At 38.5% G+C, this 20,440-nt stretch carries 16 protein-coding genes and 1 tRNA gene; 5 read left to right on the plus strand and 12 right to left on the minus strand.

Annotated features, from left to right (window positions below):
• The first annotated feature begins 73 nt into the window (after positions 1–73).
• Positions 74–454, plus strand: a complete 381-nt coding sequence (locus tag RMO03_RS11050; protein ID WP_309642163.1) for a DoxX protein — start codon at positions 74–76, stop codon at positions 452–454.
• Between the two features lie 29 nt (positions 455–483).
• On the opposite strand, the gene mtgA is transcribed toward RMO03_RS11050, so the two are convergent.
• The 3 genes from mtgA to RMO03_RS11065 are packed head-to-tail and all read right to left on the minus strand — an operon-like array spanning position 484 to position 7,098.
• Positions 484–1,185 carry a monofunctional biosynthetic peptidoglycan transglycosylase gene (gene mtgA, locus RMO03_RS11055; RefSeq protein WP_309642164.1) on the minus strand — a complete coding sequence of 234 codons (702 nt, stop codon included), beginning with the start codon at positions 1,183–1,185 and terminating at the stop codon, positions 484–486.
• Between the two features lie 13 nt (positions 1,186–1,198).
• Positions 1,199–5,953, minus strand: coding sequence for a T9SS-dependent choice-of-anchor J family protein (locus tag RMO03_RS11060; protein WP_309642165.1), 4,755 nt, complete (start codon positions 5,951–5,953; stop codon positions 1,199–1,201).
• A gap of 32 nt (positions 5,954–5,985) precedes the next feature.
• On the minus strand, positions 5,986–7,098 hold the full coding sequence (locus tag RMO03_RS11065; RefSeq protein ID WP_309642166.1) for an FAD-dependent oxidoreductase: 1,113 nt from the start codon (positions 7,096–7,098) through the stop codon (positions 5,986–5,988).
• Positions 7,099–7,289: 191 nt separating this feature from the next.
• Here RMO03_RS11065 and RMO03_RS11070 point away from each other — a divergent pair, with 191 nt between their 5' ends.
• Both RMO03_RS11070 and RMO03_RS11075 read left to right on the plus strand, forming a co-directional pair.
• A complete protein-coding gene (locus RMO03_RS11070; protein ID WP_309642167.1) occupies positions 7,290–10,763 on the plus strand; it encodes a reprolysin-like metallopeptidase in 3,474 nt (1,157 codons plus the stop codon).
• 169 nt (positions 10,764–10,932) lie between these two features.
• A complete protein-coding gene (locus RMO03_RS11075) occupies positions 10,933–12,840 on the plus strand; it encodes a S9 family peptidase (RefSeq protein WP_309642168.1) in 1,908 nt (635 codons plus the stop codon).
• A 301-nt stretch (positions 12,841–13,141) separates the two neighbouring features.
• On the opposite strand, the gene accC is transcribed toward RMO03_RS11075, so the two are convergent.
• The 6 genes from accC to pdxA all read right to left on the minus strand — a co-directional run bounded on the left by accC (position 13,142) and on the right by pdxA (position 18,109).
• The gene (gene accC / locus RMO03_RS11080; RefSeq protein WP_309642169.1) at positions 13,142–14,488 is read right to left on the minus strand and encodes an acetyl-CoA carboxylase biotin carboxylase subunit; all 1,347 of its coding nucleotides are present in this window, start codon (positions 14,486–14,488) and stop codon (positions 13,142–13,144) included.
• Between the two features lie 69 nt (positions 14,489–14,557).
• Complete coding sequence (gene accB / locus RMO03_RS11085) at positions 14,558–15,034, minus strand: acetyl-CoA carboxylase biotin carboxyl carrier protein (RefSeq protein WP_309642170.1); 477 nt, start codon at positions 15,032–15,034, stop codon at positions 14,558–14,560.
• 21 nt (positions 15,035–15,055) lie between these two features.
• The gene (locus RMO03_RS11090) at positions 15,056–16,054 is read right to left on the minus strand and encodes a beta-ketoacyl-ACP synthase III (protein WP_309642171.1); all 999 of its coding nucleotides are present in this window, start codon (positions 16,052–16,054) and stop codon (positions 15,056–15,058) included.
• 158 nt (positions 16,055–16,212) lie between these two features.
• The gene (gene rpmF / locus RMO03_RS11095) at positions 16,213–16,407 is read right to left on the minus strand and encodes a 50S ribosomal protein L32 (RefSeq protein ID WP_007137315.1); all 195 of its coding nucleotides are present in this window, start codon (positions 16,405–16,407) and stop codon (positions 16,213–16,215) included.
• 9 nt (positions 16,408–16,416) lie between these two features.
• Positions 16,417–16,956, minus strand: a complete 540-nt coding sequence (locus RMO03_RS11100; protein ID WP_309642172.1) for a DUF177 domain-containing protein — start codon at positions 16,954–16,956, stop codon at positions 16,417–16,419.
• Positions 16,957–17,047: 91 nt separating this feature from the next.
• On the minus strand, positions 17,048–18,109 hold the full coding sequence (gene pdxA, locus RMO03_RS11105; RefSeq protein ID WP_309642173.1) for a 4-hydroxythreonine-4-phosphate dehydrogenase PdxA: 1,062 nt from the start codon (positions 18,107–18,109) through the stop codon (positions 17,048–17,050).
• Between the two features lie 58 nt (positions 18,110–18,167).
• Here pdxA and RMO03_RS11110 point away from each other — a divergent pair, with 58 nt between their 5' ends.
• Positions 18,168–18,758, plus strand: coding sequence for a riboflavin synthase (locus tag RMO03_RS11110; protein ID WP_309642174.1), 591 nt, complete (start codon positions 18,168–18,170; stop codon positions 18,756–18,758).
• Positions 18,759–18,787: 29 nt separating this feature from the next.
• Here RMO03_RS11110 and RMO03_RS11115 read toward each other — a convergent pair whose 3' ends face one another.
• From RMO03_RS11115 to mce, 3 genes are all read right to left on the minus strand, one after another.
• The gene (locus tag RMO03_RS11115; RefSeq protein WP_309642175.1) at positions 18,788–18,994 is read right to left on the minus strand and encodes a PID-CTERM protein-sorting domain-containing protein; all 207 of its coding nucleotides are present in this window, start codon (positions 18,992–18,994) and stop codon (positions 18,788–18,790) included.
• 192 nt (positions 18,995–19,186) lie between these two features.
• Positions 19,187–19,260 (minus strand) — tRNA-Ile (locus RMO03_RS11120).
• Between the two features lie 169 nt (positions 19,261–19,429).
• The gene (gene mce / locus RMO03_RS11125; protein WP_309642176.1) at positions 19,430–19,831 is read right to left on the minus strand and encodes a methylmalonyl-CoA epimerase; all 402 of its coding nucleotides are present in this window, start codon (positions 19,829–19,831) and stop codon (positions 19,430–19,432) included.
• Between the two features lie 215 nt (positions 19,832–20,046).
• Here mce and rbfA point away from each other — a divergent pair, with 215 nt between their 5' ends.
• Entirely contained in the window at positions 20,047–20,439 is a 393-nt protein-coding gene (rbfA, locus tag RMO03_RS11130) for a 30S ribosome-binding factor RbfA (RefSeq protein WP_309642177.1), read from the plus strand.
• The last annotated feature ends 1 nt before the right edge of the window (position 20,440 follow it).

Genomic DNA, 20,440 nt, shown 5'->3' on the forward strand with positions numbered 1-20,440 from the left:
TTAAAATTTAAACAGCGAAATTTATACTATTTTAATGTTATTTTTATCATATTACTAATCAAACTCTATTTATATGAATTCAATGTTTACTAAAATCGTTAGAATAGTCTTGGGTTTGGCACTGGTTATTTTTGGTGCCAACATGATTCATCCTTTCATACCAATGGATCGGCCAGATACCCATACCGCTGCCGGGCAGTTTATGTATTCACTTGGAGCAACGGGTTATATTTTTCCTGTGGTAGGTTTCATGGAAATTATTATTGGCGCCATGCTTTTGTTGAAAAAGTGGGTAGCTTTTGCACTGATATTATTGGTGCCGATTTCACTTAACATTTTACTATTCCATTTATTTTTAGACATTCCGGGATTGTCGGTTGCTTTGGTGATTGTACTCTTCAATGCGATATTAATATTCAAACATTGGCAACAATACAAACCTTTGTTTTATTAGAATCTTATATACAATAAAAAAGCCGGCAATTACTTGTCGGCTTTTTTATTATAGTCTATTTTCCCAAGATGTCTCATCACTCTCATTATATTTTCTTTTCTCCGGTTAATATAAGAAGAAGAGTTTGATGCCTTGAATTTTCTTGGATTGGGCAAAATAGCTGCAATACCTGCAGCTTCCTTTGCATTCAGATCTATCGCGGTTTTGCTGTACCAATGTCGTGACGCTTCCTGTGCTCCGTAAACACCGTTACCCATTTCTATGCTATTCAGGTACACTTCCATGATGCGTTCCTTGCCCCAGACTAATTCAATTAACACTGTGAAATAGGCTTCCAATCCTTTACGCAAATAACTTCTGCCCTGCCATAGGAACACATTTTTTGCAGTTTGTTGTGAAATCGTACTGCCTCCTTTGAGCTTCTTTCCCTTACTGTTACTTTTATATGCCTTTTCCATTGCCTTGAAATCAAAGCCACTGTGTTTTAAAAAGTTTCCATCTTCACTGGCGATTACCGCTTTTTGAAGGTTAGGAGAAATCTCTTCCAAAGGAACCCATTTGTGGCTGTAAATAGCATCGCCCTTGCTATCAAGCTTAAATTCGATAATCCTGGTAACCATCAAAGGGGTAAACGGTATCGGAACCCATTTGAATACAATGACCGATAGGATTGATAATCCAAAGAACCAAAGCATGGCTTTCCAAATCCAGCGAAAAATCTTTTTTATCATATTCTCTATAGCTTTAGAGTTTAAGTATCTTCAGGGTTTTATTTTTCCCTTCTGAAGTTACTGTAACAAAATATACTCCTCTTGAAAAATCAGCCATATCAACCGTTGCTTTTATATCATTGACATTGATTTCCTTTATAATTTGCCCGCTGATGTTGGAAACCTTTAATTTTTCTATGAATGAGGTTGATTCAATATTCAAGATACTGTTGGTTGGATTGGGCCACACTTTAATTTTAAAGCTTTCCGAATCACTAATCGACAAAGTACTACCCTGATTTAAATCGATATTCTTTAAATAGGCAATATCTGTTGTTGTTTTGCCGATATGTTGCAGTGAAATATAAATAGTGCCTCCAACATAAGGAGTCAAATTAAACTCAAAAGGCTGGAAAGAAATTTGTTTTGATGACTGCGGATATATAATCTCACCCATTACAGTGCCATTAACCAATACCCTAAAACCAGAATCTGCAGCATTCTGATTATACAGCTGTTTGAGGTCAAATCGCAAATAAAGCGAAGTTAGTCCCGAAGCATTTACCTTGAAATTGGCTTTGGTAATATAATTTTGATTGCCTTCCCATGGATTGGTGCTTACTATATAATCGGTATTTGTAGAACCTGTCATTTTTAGCGCACTCTCGTTTTCTTCTATTACTTGGATGGCTGTGGCAGTTTGTGTTTGCTCCACAATAAGGCCATTGTGGCTTTGTCCTAAATAAATCCTTCCATAAGAATTCAGGACATCTTCATAACCTTCGTCCACCTTAAAGTCATCCAGTATCATATTCATTCCGCCACTATCACTTAAAATCAGGTTAAAGCTGTAGTCGGCACTCTGTATGGGAGTGTAATAAAATGAATTTTTTTCATAATTATATTCCGTAAGCGTTCCTTCCCTGTGAAGCATTGCATCCCTGAAATAATATTCCTGGCCTCTTACGGCACTTGCTTTCAGCGTTGCAAAATCATATTCATAATCCTTCCGTGCCTGTAATGAAAATTTATAGGACACTCCTGCAGTCAAATGAAAAACAGGCGTATAGATTCCACTTAAAAAAGAATCATCAAAATGCAGATAGGTTGTGTCGTTATAGCCTGTCATCAAATTATCAGGATCATATCCGGAGCCAAGACCCAACGTACTTAATGAAGTGTTGTATGCATGAAAATCATTCGCAGCATTGTCTTTAAAGCATTGTGGCAAAACATTCAATCCGTAATTGCTTAGTCCGTTGAAGTCCTCATACCATGGAAGGCTCTCTGCCAAACAGGTTGTTGTGATTTTCTTTGGCCCAATAGTGATTGAATTACCATTGGTACAATTAGTCGTAAAATAAAAATCGTAATTGGATGATGGCAAAAGTCCGGAAACAATTACATCCATGGTGGTGGAAGTAAGTAGTGTTCCACTTCCCTGCGTAAACCCTTCCGGTCCATATTCTATCGTAACGTTGCGCGTTCCGGTATTTTGCCAAAGGAAATGGGTCGCATTTCCGTTTACAAATTCTGTATGGATGTTGAGAGGTTCCGCACAAGACGGAAGCGATTCATAATATACATCGTCGATATAGATTCGATTGCTTACGAAAGTGTTTTCAGTAAAACCACTCGATTTGAACGCGAAAAATTTGCTGTCGCCAGTGTAGCTTGAAAAATCAACGACATACTCCATTCCGCTATGCGCCTGTCCGTCCATATGGAATGTTTGGAATGGTACAAAAGTAGAAAGGTCTAAAGGATTTTTAACTGTTCCGACAATCAAGTCCATGGTATCCACCGAATACCCATCAGGAAAATAAGCCCAAAACTTAAGTTGTTTCGTATTGTCAAAATCCGGCAGATAAGGAGAAATCATTATCCCCTCAGTACGCACTCCATTCTGAAGGCCGGAGCTCTCCACCTCGGCACAATTTGGCGCACTACTAACATTATTCATAGAATACTGAACCACGCCTGCATACATAGTGTTGTTGGAAGTCCAGCAAATGGTAGGATCCATGGTAACGAATCCTCCGCTGATACTGTTATATTGATCGAAGTTTTCATAAAAAGGAACAGTTTTGGAACAGGTTATTTTAAAGGAATACAAATCGCTCCAGTTCGTGGCATTGTTAGCGCAAATATTCCTTACGCGGAATTGGTATTTTTTTATCGATTGCAAGCCACTTAATACATACGGATTTGTATTTACTGTCAAGAATGTCCCGGTTCCTGGAACAAATCCAAGCTCACCGTATTCTAACTGCCAGGTCGTGCTGCCATCGACTGTAATATTGGAATTCCATAACAACGTTGCGCTAGTCTGTGCTGTTTGTGAAGCCATTAACTCAGTTGGCTTCCGGCATGGGTTATCAGTATATTCAAAATCATCTATAAAAAGAATATACCTTCCATTAGAGGAAATTTGCTTAATCCCGACATATTTATCTGTACCATAATACGAAGAAAAATCAGCCGTATATTGTTTCCATTGCCCAAGAGTGTACGGGCCAGTAATTGTCTGAAACGGAGTGAAAGTGGAATAGTCATCCGGATTGGATAAGGTTCCAATCACTATTTGCTGAAGAGTTGAATAGGCATCATTAGGACAAAAAGCCCAAAATTTAAGCAGTTTAGTATTGTCCAGATCTATCAATCTCGGCGTAACCAACACCGTTTTGTTTTGTTCATCAGTATCTGGAGAATCGTTTCCGCCAAATATCTTCGCAAATTTGGTGCCTGTATGGGCTGTGTAAGATCCGTATTGTCCGTTATTGTATATATCGATAAAGTATCTTGGGCTATACGAATAGTTTCTCAATATAGGCACGGTTCTTCTCCAGCAGGTGGCATTCGGATCAAATGACTCATTTTCAAATCCTCCGCTATATCCTACCGTAACTCCACTGCATCGGGTTTTAAAGATTCCTTTGGATGATAAAAGACTGTTTCCGCCCGCGCAGACCGATCTTACATAAAAATCATAGTTTGTATCGGGAGTCAAATTAGCAAGCGTAAAAGGCGAACTCGATGCATCGACGATTATTCCTGTTCCAGGGACAAAGCCAATTGGCCCATACTCAATCTGCCAAGAAGTTGCCGAAGAAGCACTGTTCCAGGAAACAGTAGCTTTATCATAGTCATAGCTTATGACCTGAATGTTGGTGGGCTCTTTGCATTGTGGGATTTCATCAAAATAAAAATCATCAAATGCAATATTTTGCTGAAAAGACGCAGCATTTGGTTCAATCTTAAAGCCAATATAGTGATGGCCCGCCGGTATCGAATAATTACTGAAATCCAAAATAAATTGCTGCCAAAAAGAACCTAACTCAAAAAGTCCAACCGGATTAACGTCTAAAGGATTTAGGGTTACCAAAGGCACAAAGGTTGTTGGATCATTTGGATTTGACAATGTTCCAACAGTAAAAGGATAATTAAGGAAATAGGCTCTTTTGTTATCATACAGCTTGAATCGTATCCTTTTGTTATTATCCAATTCAGGAACATACGGCGAAACAAGTATAGTCTTATAGGTAGTATCGGAAGTCCCGTCAAACGAAAGGTATTTGGTTCCTGAAGCTGCCATTATTGATGCTGATGATGGTGCCAGGTTGATCGTATAGAAAGAATTGGTCGCAATTTTTGTCCAACACGGATTAAAATAGGCAGATTCATCAAAACCCGTATAATATCCGGGAACGACATTTTCACATGGCGTTGTAAAGGAATTCATAGCAGTCCATGGAGAATATATTCCATCACCGCAATTAGCACGTAGCTTAACCTGATAAGTGGTGTTTCCTGTCAAGTTATTTAGGACATAATTGGCATTATTGATTGTGATGGTCTGCACCTGGGTGGTAAGCATGTTTTTTACATAGAGCTCCCAATTGGTCTGCCCTGATGTATCGAAATCCATTTGGGCACTATGCTCTGTAATATTTGAAATATTAAAATTTCCGGCAGCAATACAATTTACGGATTGCTCATAACTGAACTGATCGATGAGGCAGGCTTCAGCTGAGAAATCTACTTTTAATTTAAAAGCAATGTACTTATCAGTACCGTTATAGTCATTGAAAAGAATTGTTTTTTGTGTAAACGCAGTACTGCCTATGCCGGTGTAACTGGCCAATTCATGGAATGTTGTCGGATCGTATGGATTGGTAATGGTTCCGACCTTTACCTGACCACTATTCCCATTTCCTTTTAACCAAAATTTAATCCTTTTATCAGATGCTAAATCCTCTAACCTTGGCGAAACCAGCATAGCAGTATACGCATTGCCACAATACATCAATAGTGACTTTCCGGTGTTGCCATCATAATTTTGGTTTTCAATATTGATTTGCACAGATGTCGAAATTATATTCGATTTATATCCTCTCCAACACTGCTGAATCGGATCAGTATCAAAGTCAGCCGTGTACCCAACATAATGCGGACTGCTGGTACAGCTGTTATTTAGCGTTTCTACCTGTGACCATTCACCAGTAGGGAAACTAAGGTATTTTTTCCTAACTCTAAAATCCCATGTTTGAAAAGGATCCAGCTTATAAGATATGGTATAATAACCCGTAAAATTAGATAGCGTCCCTGTTCCTTCCGCAAAACCGGATGGCCCATATTCAAATTGCCATGTGTCACCAGCAGAAAGGCTTCCAATAGTGACCAATGCAGTTCCGTCTATTTTTAAAGCAACGGTAAAAGGAGTGTTTATAGAATGTCCTTTAAAAAAGAAAAACAATAATACTAAACAGTAATGTAATTTTGAATTCATCGCTAATGGTTATTTTGTTGCAATATAATACTTTAAACTAAATCTGCTAATTCCTGACCAATCAGACTACCGATGGCAACTCCCATTCCTCCTAAGCGGACGCCGCAAAAAACATGCTCTGAAAGCTGTTCTACTATTGGTTTTTTTGTTGAGCCTAATCCCATGATTCCACTCCAGCGATGAGCGATTTTATACTCCGTGTCAGGTAAAATTACTTCTTTCAATAATTCCTCCAAACGGTTTTGGATTAATTCCGTTTGCCCTAATTCAGTTGTGGTTTCTTCCTCAAAGGCCAGGTTCCTTCCGCCGCCCAATAAAATGCGGTTGTCGATATTCCTGAAATAATAATACCCTTTATCTAAATGAAAGGTTCCTTTTATATCCAGATTCGGAATGGGTTCTGTAATCAAAACCTGCGCTCTTGCGGGCTTCACCTGATTATTTGTCAACTGCCCGGCAAAACCATTTGTGGCAAACAATAATTTTTTGGTGGGAAAACTAAATCTCGCCAAAGCTACTTCCACTCCGTCGCTTTTTTCCTGATAAGATGTCATTTCTACCTGATTCAGTATTCTAATGTCGTTAACAATGGCTTTTTGCAATAACGCATTCATCATTTTCCCGGTATCAATCTGTGCTTCAAACGGATTAAAAACCACATATTCCTGAATGCCCTTAAAGGCGAACCGGTCGACTTCTTTGGCGAAAACATCATTTCTGAAAAGGGGTTTCAGCAGCTCATTGATAAAAGGAAGTTTTTGCAGACATTCATTATAGGTGTTTTCATCTTGCTTCAGAAACAGTTCGTAGCCGCCGTAGGGTTTGAAATCGATAACTTCATCGCCTAGATTTTTGCGCAACAACTTTAGTCCATTCCAGCGTTTTTGAATCAATTGCACCACTTCTTCCTCGCTATGCGACTTCAGATCATCTATGATTTCAGATATGCTTCCGAAGCAGGCAAAACCTGCATTTTTAGTACTGGCTCCTTGAGGCAACATTCCCTTTTCTAAAATCAATATTTTACTTTCTGGAAATTTTTCACGAAGGGCCAAACCACAATGAAGTCCAACGATCCCACTGCCAACGATAGTGAAATCTACATTTGTAAACCAATTTTTAAGTTCCCAATAGCTAAGGTGCATTTGTTTTGATTTTTTTCTAAAATTACTTATTTATATAAATTGCAGGACAATTTCTAAAAAATTTATCGCTTTTATACGAATTCTTCCTGCATTTTATTAATTAAGAGTGTAGTTCATCGATTTTTTAACAGTTTTTATCGATTTGTAGAAAAAGCATTTATTTTTGAAGGGTTAATTTCAACCGAAAAATTATGAACCGTAAATTACTAATAATTGCCTTGTTGGCAACAGTAAGCTTCTCCTTCGCCCAAAACAAGGGTTCGCTTTGGAGTGCAACTTCTAAAAAAAGCAACATGGTGCCTCTTGAGGCCAGAATGACGCTTCCGGAAAACAAGCTTTTTAATTTAAATCTTGCTACCCTAAAATCTAGTTTAAGTGCTGCGCCTGCAAGAATGGCAAATGCCAAACTATCAAACACGATCTTATCTATTCCAAATGCTGATGGCGTTTTAGAAAGATTTAGCGTGTATGAAAACCCGATTATGGATCCTGCTTTAGCAGCTAAATATCCTGAAATCAAATCCTATATCGGAATCGGTATTGACAATCCAAACGCGACTGCTTATTTTAGTGTTTCGCCATTAGGTTTCAAATCTATGGTTTTGGCACCTGATAAGTCTGCAGTTTTCATTGAGCCAATTTCTGCCGATTTAGGAACGTATACAGTTTATAGAAAATCAGATAAAAAGCAATCATTGACTCCTTTTGAGTGTAGCGTTATTGACCAGGCTATTCCTCAGGTTGACGGAGCTGCTGCAAGACCTAATGCAGATGATGCCGTTATGAGAACGTTCCGTTTGGCTATGTCCTGTACAGGAGAATACACCGCTTATTTTGGTGGTACAAAAGCTTTGGCCTTAGCGGCTATCAATAACTCTATCACAAGATGCAATGGAGTTTTTGAAAAAGATTTTGGTGCGCGAATGATTATTATTGCCAATACAGATGCAGTGATTTATACAAGTGCATCAACTGATCCTTATTCTGCGGCATCTGGAATGTCTAGCTGGAATTCGCAACTGCAATCGACTTTAACATCTGTTATCGGAGAAGCAAATTATGATATCGGGCACTTATTTGGTGCCACTGGTGGTGGTGGAAATGCCGGATGCATTGGATGTATTTGCTCAAATGGTTCAAAAGGAAGCGGATATACTTCTCCTGGTGATGGAATTCCATCTGGAGATAATTTTGATATTGATTATGTAGCTCATGAAATTGGCCACCAAATGGGGGCTAACCATACTTTTACACAAAGCAACGAAGGCACAGGCGTTCAGATGGAGCCAGGTTCAGGATCAACCATTATGGGTTATGCAGGAATTACTGCTTTGGATGTGCAACCTCACTCTGATGCTTATTTTCATGCGGTTAGTATCCAACAGGTTACAAACAACATTAAAGCTAAAACTTGTTCAGTAAATATTGCTACCGGAAATTCGGTTCCATCAGCTTCTGCTGGTTTAGATTATACGATTCCAAAAAGCACTCCGTTTATGCTTACTGCTACAGCAACAGATGCCAATGGTGATGCCCTTACCTACAATTGGGAAGAAATGGATAACCAAACGACCTCAGCAGCTCCAAGTGCTACAAAAACTACCGGAGTAAATTTCCGATCGTACAATTCTTCTACTTCGCCAACAAGATATTTCCCTAGAATGGCGACTTTATTAGTTGGTGGTACTACAACTGCAGGAAGCGAAATTACTGTTGAAGCTTTATCATCTGTTGCCAGAACATTGAATTTCAGAGTGACAGTGAGAGATAACAGAGCGGGCGGACCAGCAAACAACAGTGATGACATGGTTGTTACCGTTAACGCTGTTCCAGGACCATTTAATGTAACTGCTCCAAATACCGCAATTTCTTATGCGGGTGGAAGTACTCAGGCAGTAACCTGGAATGTTGCAGGAACAACTGCTAACAGTGTAAACTGTGCCAATGTTGATATTTTAATCTCTACCAATTCAGGGACTACATGGACGACCTTATTGGCAGCTACGCCAAATGACGGTTCAGAAAATGTGGTTATTCCCAATACTGCCGGAACAACAAACCGAATTATGGTAAAAGGAACCAATCATATTTTCTTTGATATTTCTAATAGTAACTTTACCATTACTGCAGGTTCTACTGATACTGTTGCTCCAACAGCTCCAACATTATCAGCATCAGGAACTACACAAACAACGACAAATCTGTCATGGTCGGGCGCTACAGATAACGTAGGCGTAACCGGATATGATATATATAAAGATGCCGTTTTGATTGGATCAACTTCCGGAACAACTTATAATGTTTCTGGTTTGACCAATTCCACCACTTATGTTTTCACTGTGAAAGCTAAAGATGCAGCCGGAAATGTTTCAGCGGCAAGTAATGCTGTAAGTGTAACTACCTTGGCTCCGGCTCCTGACACAACAGCTCCGACAGCTCCGACATTATCAGCTTCGGGTACCACTTTTACCAATACGACTTTATCATGGTCTGGCGCTACAGATAACATAGCTGTGACTGGATATGATGTATATAAAGACGGCGTTTTATTGGGATCTACAACAAGTGCTACTACTTTTGCAGTTGGTGGTTTAACCGCTTCCACTACATATACATTTAATGTCACTGCTAAAGACGCGGCTGGAAATGTTTCTGCAAACAGCAATACTGTAAGCATTACCACTCCAACTCCGGACACAACAGCTCCAACGGCTCCAACTTTGACTGCTTTAGGAACTACTGCATCAACTACAAACTTATCTTGGTCAGGTGCATCAGATAACGTTGCTGTAACCGGATATGATGTTTATAGAAATGGTTCTTTATTGGGATCAACAACAAGTGCTACCACTTATGCAGTAAGTGGCCTGACCGCTTCAACAACTTATACTTTCAATGTAAAAGCTAAAGATGCTGCCGGGAATGTTTCTGCAAACAGCAATACGGTAAGTGTAACCACTCTTACCAATACAGTAACTTACTGTACTTCTCAAGGTAACAATACTGCGGATGAAAGAATCGGAAAAGTAGTGTTGGGAACCATCAATAACACCTCAGCCGGAACTGCCGGTTATGAAAACTTTACAGCGCTTTCTACCAATGTGGCCAGAAGTTCATCAAATACGATAACCATTACTCCAACTTGGACCGGTTCTACTTTCAACGAAGGTTATGCTGTGTTTATTGATTACAATCAAGATGGCGATTTTGCTGATTCTGGCGAAACTGTTTTAACAAAAGCAAGATCAAAAACAACTCCGGTTTCAGGCTCGTTTACGATTCCTGCGATTGCTACGCTTGGAGCTACAAGAATGCGTGTTTCTATGAAATACAACGCAACTCCAACCGCATGTGAGGTTTTCACATACGGACAAGTTGAAGATTATACTGTAAACATTACAGCAGCTGCAAGAATTGACGAAACAACTAGTCCTGCAAGAATTTCATTTAATTTATATCCAAATCCTGTAAAGGGAGAAATCCTGAACATTGCCAACCTTGAATCACCATCGACTTATAGAATTTATAATATGATGGGACAAGAATTGGGAACAGGTAAAATTGAAAATGATGCGATTTATGTTGGAAATTTGACTACAGGAACTTTCTTAATCGAAATTTCTAACGGAACTTCATCCGCAACCAAACGCTTTATCAAAGAATAAATAATTAATAAGAATAGAAAAGCCATACTGAAAAGTGTGGCTTTTTTTATATTTGAAATTAAAAGGAGCACTGCCAGTGGCAGTGAGGTATTCAAACTTTAGTTTGCTAATATTTTCCGACACAATTAAATTTGCTACTTTTAGCCATTCAAAAAAATCATGATTACCAATGAAGAAAATCCTTTTTTTAATAGTTAGCACTATGGGCATAGCAGCATCGGCGCAACAAGTTTTATCTCCGGAAATTTTATGGAAATTAGGAAGAGTTACCGCTCTGGGAATTTCGAAGGACGGAAAAACAATCGTATACAAGGTTTCGACTCCTTCTATGGAAGAGAACAAATCCAATTCAAAATTTTATGTTATTCCTGTAAATGGCGGCAATGCTGTTGAAGTCCAGGAAGCAAAAACCAAGGAATTGCTGGCAGATAAAAATGTTTCTGCTGACGGTAAGTACATCTTATCCACCCAGGAAGTAAAAACAGAAAATGTTTTAGGAAAGGATTTTTATCCCGAATTGGATAAATCGGATGCCCAAATTTATGATGGCTTGGATTATCGTCATTGGGACACCTGGAACAATGGATCCCATAATCATGTTTTTTACGCAGAAAATGTGGATAAGGCAACTCTAACCGACATTATGAAAGACGAGCCTTATGATGCTCCCCAGAAACCTTTTGGTGGAGATGAGGATTATATTTGGTCACCCAACGGCAAAAGCATCATTTATGTTTCCAAAAAGAAATTTGGTACCGCTTATGCGATTTCTACAAATACCGATCTATACGAATACAATCTTGAAACCAAAACCACAAAAAATCTAACGGAAAACAATCCTGGTTACGACACCAATCCAGTTTTTTCACCAAAAGGCGATTTGACCTGGCTACAGATGAAACGTGATGGTTATGAAGCCGACAAGAATGATATTATTGTACGTTTTAGGAATGAAGATTATAATCTGACCATCAATTGGGATGGTTCAGTTGAGAGTTTTAAATGGAGTGCAGATGGCTCAAAAGTATATTTCGTTGCTGCAGTTGACGGAACTTTACAATTGTTTGAAGTTAATTTTCCTGGCGCAAAAAGAATCGCTATCGGTGTAAAACAAATTTCTACAGGTGATTTTGACGTTCATGACATTGTTGGTCTTAACGGAGACAACATCATCATCACCAGAACCGATATGAATCATGCTGCCGAGCTTTATTCGTATAACCTGAAGAAAAAAATATTCACGCAACTCACAAAAACCAATGCTGATATCTATTCCAAATTGGCAATGCCTAAATATGAAAGAAGATATGTTACGACAACCGATGGCAAAAAAATGTTGGTTTGGGTAATCCTTCCTCCTAATTTTGACAAATCCAAAAAATATCCAACCTTGCTTTATTGCCAAGGCGGACCACAATCTCCGTTAACACAATTTTACTCTTTCCGATGGAACTTTTCTTTGATGGCTTCACAAGGTTATGTTGTAGTAGCACCAAACCGAAGAGGCATGTACGGTCAGGGCCAAGCCTGGAACGAACAAATATCAAGAGATTGGGGCGGCCAGGTAATGGACGACTATCTTTCGGCTATTGATGATGTGTCTAAGGAAAACTATGTCGACAAAACACGTTTAGGCTGTGTTGGTGCCAGTTATGGAGGCTATTCTGTTTTCTATCTGGCCGGAATACACAAAAACCGTTTCAAGACTTTTATTGCCCATGACGGTGTTTTCAATACGCAAAGTATGTTTGGAACCACAGAGGAAGTATTCTTCAACAACTGGGATTTTGGCGGTGCTTATTGGGAAAAAGACAATGCCGTTGCGCAAAAAGCTTACAATGAATTCAACCCAATCAACTATGTAGATAAATGGAATACACCCATTCTTATAGTTCAGGGCGGAAAAGATTACCGTGTGCCAATAGGGCAAGGGCAGGAAGCTTTCCAGGCAGCTCAATTACGCGGAATCAAAAGCCGTTTCCTTTATTTACCGGAAGAAAACCATTGGGTTTTAAAACCTCAAAACGGAATGGTTTGGCAGCGTGAATTTTTTAAATGGCTGAAAGAAACATTGTAAAAAAATAATAAGTACTACATAAAAAGCCTTGATTTGAATCAGGGCTTTTTTTATTACAATTTGAAAATCCAAAAGTGAATTTATAAGAAATATTCTTTATTGAAGATTAAATGTTATGCCACCAGTCGGAGTGGTACAACCTTTGGTTAAACTTCATTGTTGGTGACACATAACGATTTAATCAATGCGGGATCGCTTAGCAATAAAACAGATTCCTTTTTCACAATCCAACAGCTACGATAAAAGGAAAAAGCCTATTCTCTGGGGAATAGGCTTTTATTTTATAATAGAATCAGAAAATTTATTCTGAACCTTTCATTTTGAAACTTTCCATAAACTTGGTGGTATAGTTTCCGGCAACATAATCCGGTTCGTCCATCAATTGTCTGTGAAAAGGAATGGTAGTTTTGATTCCTTCAATATAAAATTCATCTAAAGCACGTTTCATTTTGTTGATGGCTTCTTCCCTTGTTTGAGCAGTAGTAATCAATTTGGCAATCATCGAATCATAATTTGGCGGAATAGTATAGCCTGCGTAAACGTGAGTATCTAAACGCACTCCGTGTCCACCTGGCGAATGCAATACAGTGATTTTCCCCGGTGAAGGACGGAAATCGTTGTAGGGATCTTCAGCGTTGATACGGCATTCTATGGAGTGTAATTGTGGCAAGTAATTTTTACCGGAAATTGGCACACCGGCAGCCACTAAAATCTGCTCGCGAATCAAATCATAATCAATAACCTGTTCTGTGATTGGATGTTCTACCTGAATACGCGTATTCATTTCCATGAAATAAAAATTCCTATGCTTATCCACCAGGAACTCCACAGTTCCGGCACCTTCATACTTGATAAACTCTGCAGCTTTTACGGCAGCTTCACCCATTTTGTGACGCAATTCGTCAGTCATAAATGGCGATGGTGTTTCTTCGGTTAATTTTTGGTGACGACGTTGTACCGAACAATCCCTTTCTGATAAGTGACAGGCTTTTCCATAAGAATCACCCACAACCTGTATTTCGATATGACGTGGCTCTTCGATTAATTTCTCAAGATACATTCCGTCATTTCCAAAAGCCGCAGCGGATTCCTGACGGGCACTTTCCCATGCTTTCAATAATTCATCTTCCTTCCAAACCGCACGCATTCCTTTTCCTCCACCACCTGCAGTAGCTTTCAGCATTACCGGGAATCCCATTTCTTTAGATAGTTCCAATGCCTGTTCGTAAGACTCTAATAGTCCTTCTGAACCTGGTACACAAGGAACTCCGGCAGCTTTCATAGTAGCTTTGGCAGAGGCCTTATCGCCCATCCTGTCAATCATTTCAGGTGAAGCACCAATAAACTTGATACCGTGTTCCTGACATATTTTAGAAAACTTAGAATTTTCAGAAAGGAAACCATATCCAGGGTGGATTGCATCGGCGTTTGTAATTTCGGCGGCGGCAATAATATTGGACATTTTTAAGTACGAAAGGTTACTTGGCGGTGGCCCTATACAAACGGCTTCGTCAGCAAACTTTACGTGTAAACTTTCGGCATCTGCAGTGGAATAAACCGCTACCGTTTTGATTCCCATTTCCTTACAGGTTCTGATTACACGAAGTGCAATTTCCCCTCTATTGGCAATTAGTATTTTTTTAAACATAATTTTAATTTGAAAATTAGACAATTTGAAAATTTGAAAATGAATTCAAATGGTTACATTTTTTTCAAATTAAGAAGGATCTACCAAGAATAATGGTTGGTCAAACTCCACTGGTGACATATCGTCAACCAAAATCTTAACGATTTTCCCAGTAATTTCTGATTCGATTTCGTTGAATAATTTCATCGCTTCCACCACACAAAGAACGTCACCTTTGCCTATTGAAGTTCCCACTTCAACAAATGTAGGCTTGTCTGGCGCTGGTTTGCGGTAGAATGTTCCAATCATTGGAGACTTTATAGTGATGAAGTTTGAATTATCATCCGATGAAGCTGGCGCAGCTGGTGCGGCCGGAGCGGCAACTGGTGCTTGTGCAGCTGGCATTGCCTGTTGCATTGGCGCTTGTTGTACATAGGTGATATCTGGTGAATTCCCTTCTAATGTAGTTCTAATGGTAATTTTCACTTCTCCGGTTTCCAGCTTTACTTCAGCAACTCCAGAATTGGATACGAATTTGATTAGGTTTTGAATTTCTTTTAAATCCATGATTAGTTTATTTTAGTTAGTTTATTGTTTGTTGTATGCCCATTTTAAATAGATAGAACCCCAAGTGAATCCTCCACCAAATGCTGCAAAAATTAAATTATCTCCTTTTTTAAGTTTGTCTTCGAAATCGCTTAGCAGCAAAGGCAATGTAGCCGAAGTGGTATTACCATATTTTTGGATATTTACCAATACCTTTTCTTCGTCAAGTCCCATTCTGCTAGCTGTGGCATCGATGATTCTTTTGTTGGCCTGATGTGCAATCAGCCAGTTTACGTCGTCTTTTGACAAATTATTACGCTCCATGATTTTTTCACTAACATCTGCCATTCCTGAAACTGCGTATTTGAAAACTGTTTTTCCATCCTGGAACACATAGTGTTGACCATTTTCAACGGTTTCCTTTGAAGGAGGAAGTATAGATCCGCCGGCATCGATTTTCAGGTATTCCCTGCCGATTCCGTCACTTCTTAAAAACTCATCCTGCAGTCCCAGACCTTCATAATTTGGTTCGAATAAAACAGCACCCGCACCATCTCCAAAGATGATACAAGTCGCCCTATCCGTATAATCAATAATGGAAGACATTTTATCGGCACCAATTAAAAGTACTTTCTTATACCTACCTGATTGAATATAAGCTGCGGCGGTTGACATTCCGTATAAAAAACTGGAACAGGCAGCCTGCAGGTCATAGGCAAAAGCATTAACGGCACCAATTTGAGTTGCTACAAAAACTCCTGTCGAAGCCACGGGCATATCGGGAGTCGTTGTTGCCATGATAACCATATCGATGTCAGCCGGGTTGATTTTTGATTTGGCAATTAGGTCCTGAGCGGCTTTGATAGCCATAAAAGACGTGCCTTTCCCTTTTTCCTTTAATAGTCTTCTTTCCTTGATTCCTGTACGAGTGGTAATCCATTCGTCATTGGTATCGACCATTGATTCCAGTACTTGATTTGAGAGTACAAATTCTGGAACATAAGCTCCAACTGCTGTGATTGCGGCTGTGATTGTATTCATAAATAGGGTGTTTTTCCTTCCGCTTTTTTGAGCGCGAAAAGTTGTGGAAATTACAAAAAAAAAAATTACCTAAAGCGTTTTAAGGCGGGATATTTATTAAATTTCTTTAAAACAAAAAACTCCCACAAAGTGAGAGTTAGTTTTGTAAAAAACTTAAATTATGCTACAGCTACCGATTTGTCAATAACTACCTGTCCTCTGTAGTACATTTTACCTTCATGCCAGTAAGCTCTGTGGTATAAATGTGCTTCTCCAGTTATTGGGCAGGTTGCAATTTGAGCAACAGTTGCTTTATAGTGAGTTCTTCTTTTATCTCTTCTTGTTTTGGAGATTTTTCTCTTAGGATGTGCCATTTTACTATATTATTTATCCGTTAATAGTTTCTTTAATTCGTCCCAACGCGGGTCAATTTCTTCTTCTTTTATGCTTTGCTTTTGATTGTTAACGGTTAATTCCTTTAATTTATCAAGAGCGGGTGTTTGTAATGTGCCGTCTTTAATGCCTGGATGCGTTTTTTTCAATGGAACTGACAACACAATCATTTCATAAATGTATTGCTTGATGTCTAACTGATGTTCACCATGCGGCAAAATCAACAACTCTTCGTTGTCGTTGTTAAACTGTTCCCCAAACTGCACAACGACTTTGATTTTTCCTTTGATGGGCAAATCAAAAAGCTCTCCTGTCAAGTCACAAGGCACATTGACTGTTCCTTTGTGTTTGAAAGCGAGCTCCATCAGCGTGCTTTTCTTTTCTAAAACTACATTGACTTTGATGTCTGAATTTTCAAATTCGTCATAATCAAAATTCTCAAAGAACGATTTATTTATTTGATATTCAAACTGATGTTTTCCTAACTTTAATCCTATAAATGGAATTAAAAATTCATTTAACTGCTTCATTTCAACAACAATTTGACCGATTCCGAAGCTTCGGAATGGGAGCGCAAAGATATAAAATTATTGTACATTCAAAACTGTTGAGCGAATTTTTTTAGCGATTATTTTTTTCGAGCTGTTTTTCCTTTATTTTCATTGGGTTTTTACTAATCTCTTGGTGCTGAATTCTCGAATGAAATATATCAATCGCGAGATAAACAGCTTCTTTGAATGAGTTATAATCGGCTATTCCTTTTCCAGCAATGTCATAAGCCGTTCCGTGATCGGGAGAAGTTCTGATTTTATTTAAACCCGCCGTATAATTAACGCCTTTGCCAAACGATAATGTTTTAAACGGAATCAATCCTTGGTCGTGGTAAGTCGCAATAACCGCATCATACTTCTCATACTGGTTGCTTCCAAAAAACCCGTCAGCTGGAAATGGCCCGAAAACCATAGTTCCCTTTTGAAACAAATCTTTAATCGTTGGCATGATGATTTCTATTTCCTCTTTGCCGATGACACCATTGTCTCCGCTATGTGGATTCAATCCTAAGACAGCAATCTTTGGTTTATTAATTCCAAAATCTTGAGTCAATGATTGTTTGATGGTTTCGATTTTCTGTTTAATTAAAGCCGGCGTTAAATGTTTTGCCACTTCATTCACAGGAACATGATCCGTTAACAAACCAACACGTAAATTATCTTGAACCATCAACATCAAAGCATTGCCTTCAAGTTCTTGATTGAGATAATCCGTATGCCCCGGAAATTTAAATTCTTCAGATTGAATGTTGTATTTATTAATTGGAGCCGTCACTAAAACATCTATCAATCCTTCTTTCAACGCTTGAGTTGCAGCGGTAAAAGATTTGATGGCGTACTTTCCGACATTTTCATCATTAACCCCAAAGTTCAAATCAATTCCTTCCTTCCATACATTCAACACATTGATTTTACCAGGAATAATTTGATTCAGATGATCAATACCATGCAAGGTTGAAGTCGATTCGAAAGTTTTTTTGACAAACGATAAGATTTTTACATTGGCAAAAATTACCGGCGTACAGAATTCGAGCATGCGCGAATCTTCGAAAGTTTTTAAAACTACTTCGCTTCCAATACCGTTTAAATCCCCAATGGATATTCCGACGATTATATTTTCTGCTCTTTTCATGCTGCTCGCGTTATTTATTGCTAATTTTGACGTGCAAATTTAGTAAAATAAAACAAGAATGTTTACAGGAATTATAGAAACACTTGGGACTATCAAGGAATTGGAAAAAACAGGCGACAATGTTCACGTAACAATAGAATCGGCTGTAACCCATGAGCTCAAAATCGATCAGAGTGTGGCGCACAATGGCGTTTGTTTGACCGTTGTTGCAATAAAAGAAAATCAATATACCGTAACGGCCATCCGCGAAACGATTGAAAAAACCAATTTAAGCGATTGGCGCATTGGTGACGCAGTCAATTTAGAGCGCGCTATGAAACTTGGCGATCGACTCGACGGGCACATCGTTCAAGGACATGTTGACCAAACCGCTATTTGCAAAAATATTGAATCGGCTAATGGAAGTTGGTATTTTACTTTTGAATACGATGCTCAATTAAACAATCTCACTATAGAAAAAGGATCTATCACAGTAAACGGCGTGAGCTTGACGGTAGTTAATTCGAAAAAGAATGAATTTAGTGTGGCGATTATACCTTACACTTATGAGCATACTAATTTTAAACATTTCAGGATTGGCTCGAAAATCAACTTAGAATTTGATGTCATCGGGAAATATGTCTCGCGATTGTATTCTTTAGAAAAGTAAATAATGGTTATAAAATAAAAAACTCCGATTTACATCGGAGTTTTTTTATTGATTTTCAATTGATTGATTTTATAAATCCCATATCCCAGCGCTATTACAAACAATAGAACAACACCTCCGTCTATTGGAAGTCCCGGCGGCGGCACTCCTGGCGGTGGTGGTCCACTTGGAGCCGCATAAGCTGACGCTCCAAATAGGATTAAAAAGTTTAAAATTATTCCTGGGACAATTTTCATAGGCCGTAAAAGTAAATAAAATTTCCTTTCGTCAAAATTTTTTTCTATTAATATTTAAAATACAACATTAGGCGTTATTTCTGTTAATTACTTAACTTTTTAATAACGCTAAATCAAAAACTTTATTCTACTTACGGTGAATTATAGTTTTCGGTTCGAAAAAAAAAGACTTTCGTTTTGAAAGCCTTTTTGTGGTCCCACTTGGAATCGAACCAAGCACCTACTGATTATGAGTCAGTTGCTCTAACCGAATGAGCTATAGGACCAATTATGAGGTTGCAATATTACTATTAATTTTGCTCCGTTCCAAATGTTTGTTGGATTAATTAGACTACTTAGATTGTTGGATTGCTAGATTATTGGATTGCCAGATTTTTAGAATTTAACCATTAGCGTTCTTGTCTGACAATCTAAAAAATCGAGTAAACTAAAAATCTATTTTATCTCTTGACACAATTCAATCAAAACACCATTGGTTGACTTTGGATGTAGAAAAGCAACTAGTTTATTGTCGGCGCCTTTTTTAGGGATTTCATTTAAAACAATAAAACCTTCGGATTGCAAACGTCTGATTTCTGCCTCAATATCTTCGACATCAAAAGCGATGTGATGAATGCCTTCGCCTTTCTTTTCGATAAATTTGGCAATGGGGCTTTCAGGATTTGTAGCTTCCAACAATTCGATTTTATTCGGGCCGTTTTGAAAGAACGAAGTTTTAACGCCTTCGCTGGTAACTTCTTCAGATTTGTAGGATGGCGCGCCAAAAAGTTTTTCGAAAATGAGATTAGAAACCTCCAAGTCTTTCACAGCAATACCGATATGTTCAATTTTTCGCATTGGATTTATTTTACCGCAAAGTTCGCAAAGTTTTTCGCAAAGTCCGCAAAGTTGATGTGAAATCTATTGCCCTAGCCCTAATAGCAGCGGTTATCCTTTTGCGCCGGTGTTCGGCGGAAAAGATAATAGCGAATAGCAGGTTCCCGGCTCCTAAAAAAACCTCAGAACCTTAGAACCTCAGTTCCTTTTTCAACTAAAAATTGTACTTTTGTCGCATGGAAACAAACAGACAGAAAAAAATAGGCGGTGTCCTCCAAAAAGATTTGGTGGATATTCTGCAAGGTGAAGTGCGAAAAAATGGTATTCAGAACCTGATTATTTCCGTTTCTAAAGTTACTGTTACTACCGATTTATCAGTGGCTACAGTGCATTTGAGTATTTTTCCTCAAGAAAAAGCCAAAGAAACATTGGCTGCTATCAAATCGAATTCGATTTTAATCAAACACGATTTGTCGCAACGTGTGCGTTTGCAATTGCGTAAAGTGCCGAATCTTACTTTTTTTATTGACGACTCTTTAGATTATATCGAGAAAATCGACCATGCTTTGGCTTCCAAAGAAAACCCTATCGAAAACCGTGATTTATTAGAACGTCGCAGAAAATCGTAAG

It is taken from the genome of Flavobacterium sp. (genome assembly GCF_031411595.1).
Classification (GTDB): domain Bacteria; phylum Bacteroidota; class Bacteroidia; order Flavobacteriales; family Flavobacteriaceae; genus Flavobacterium.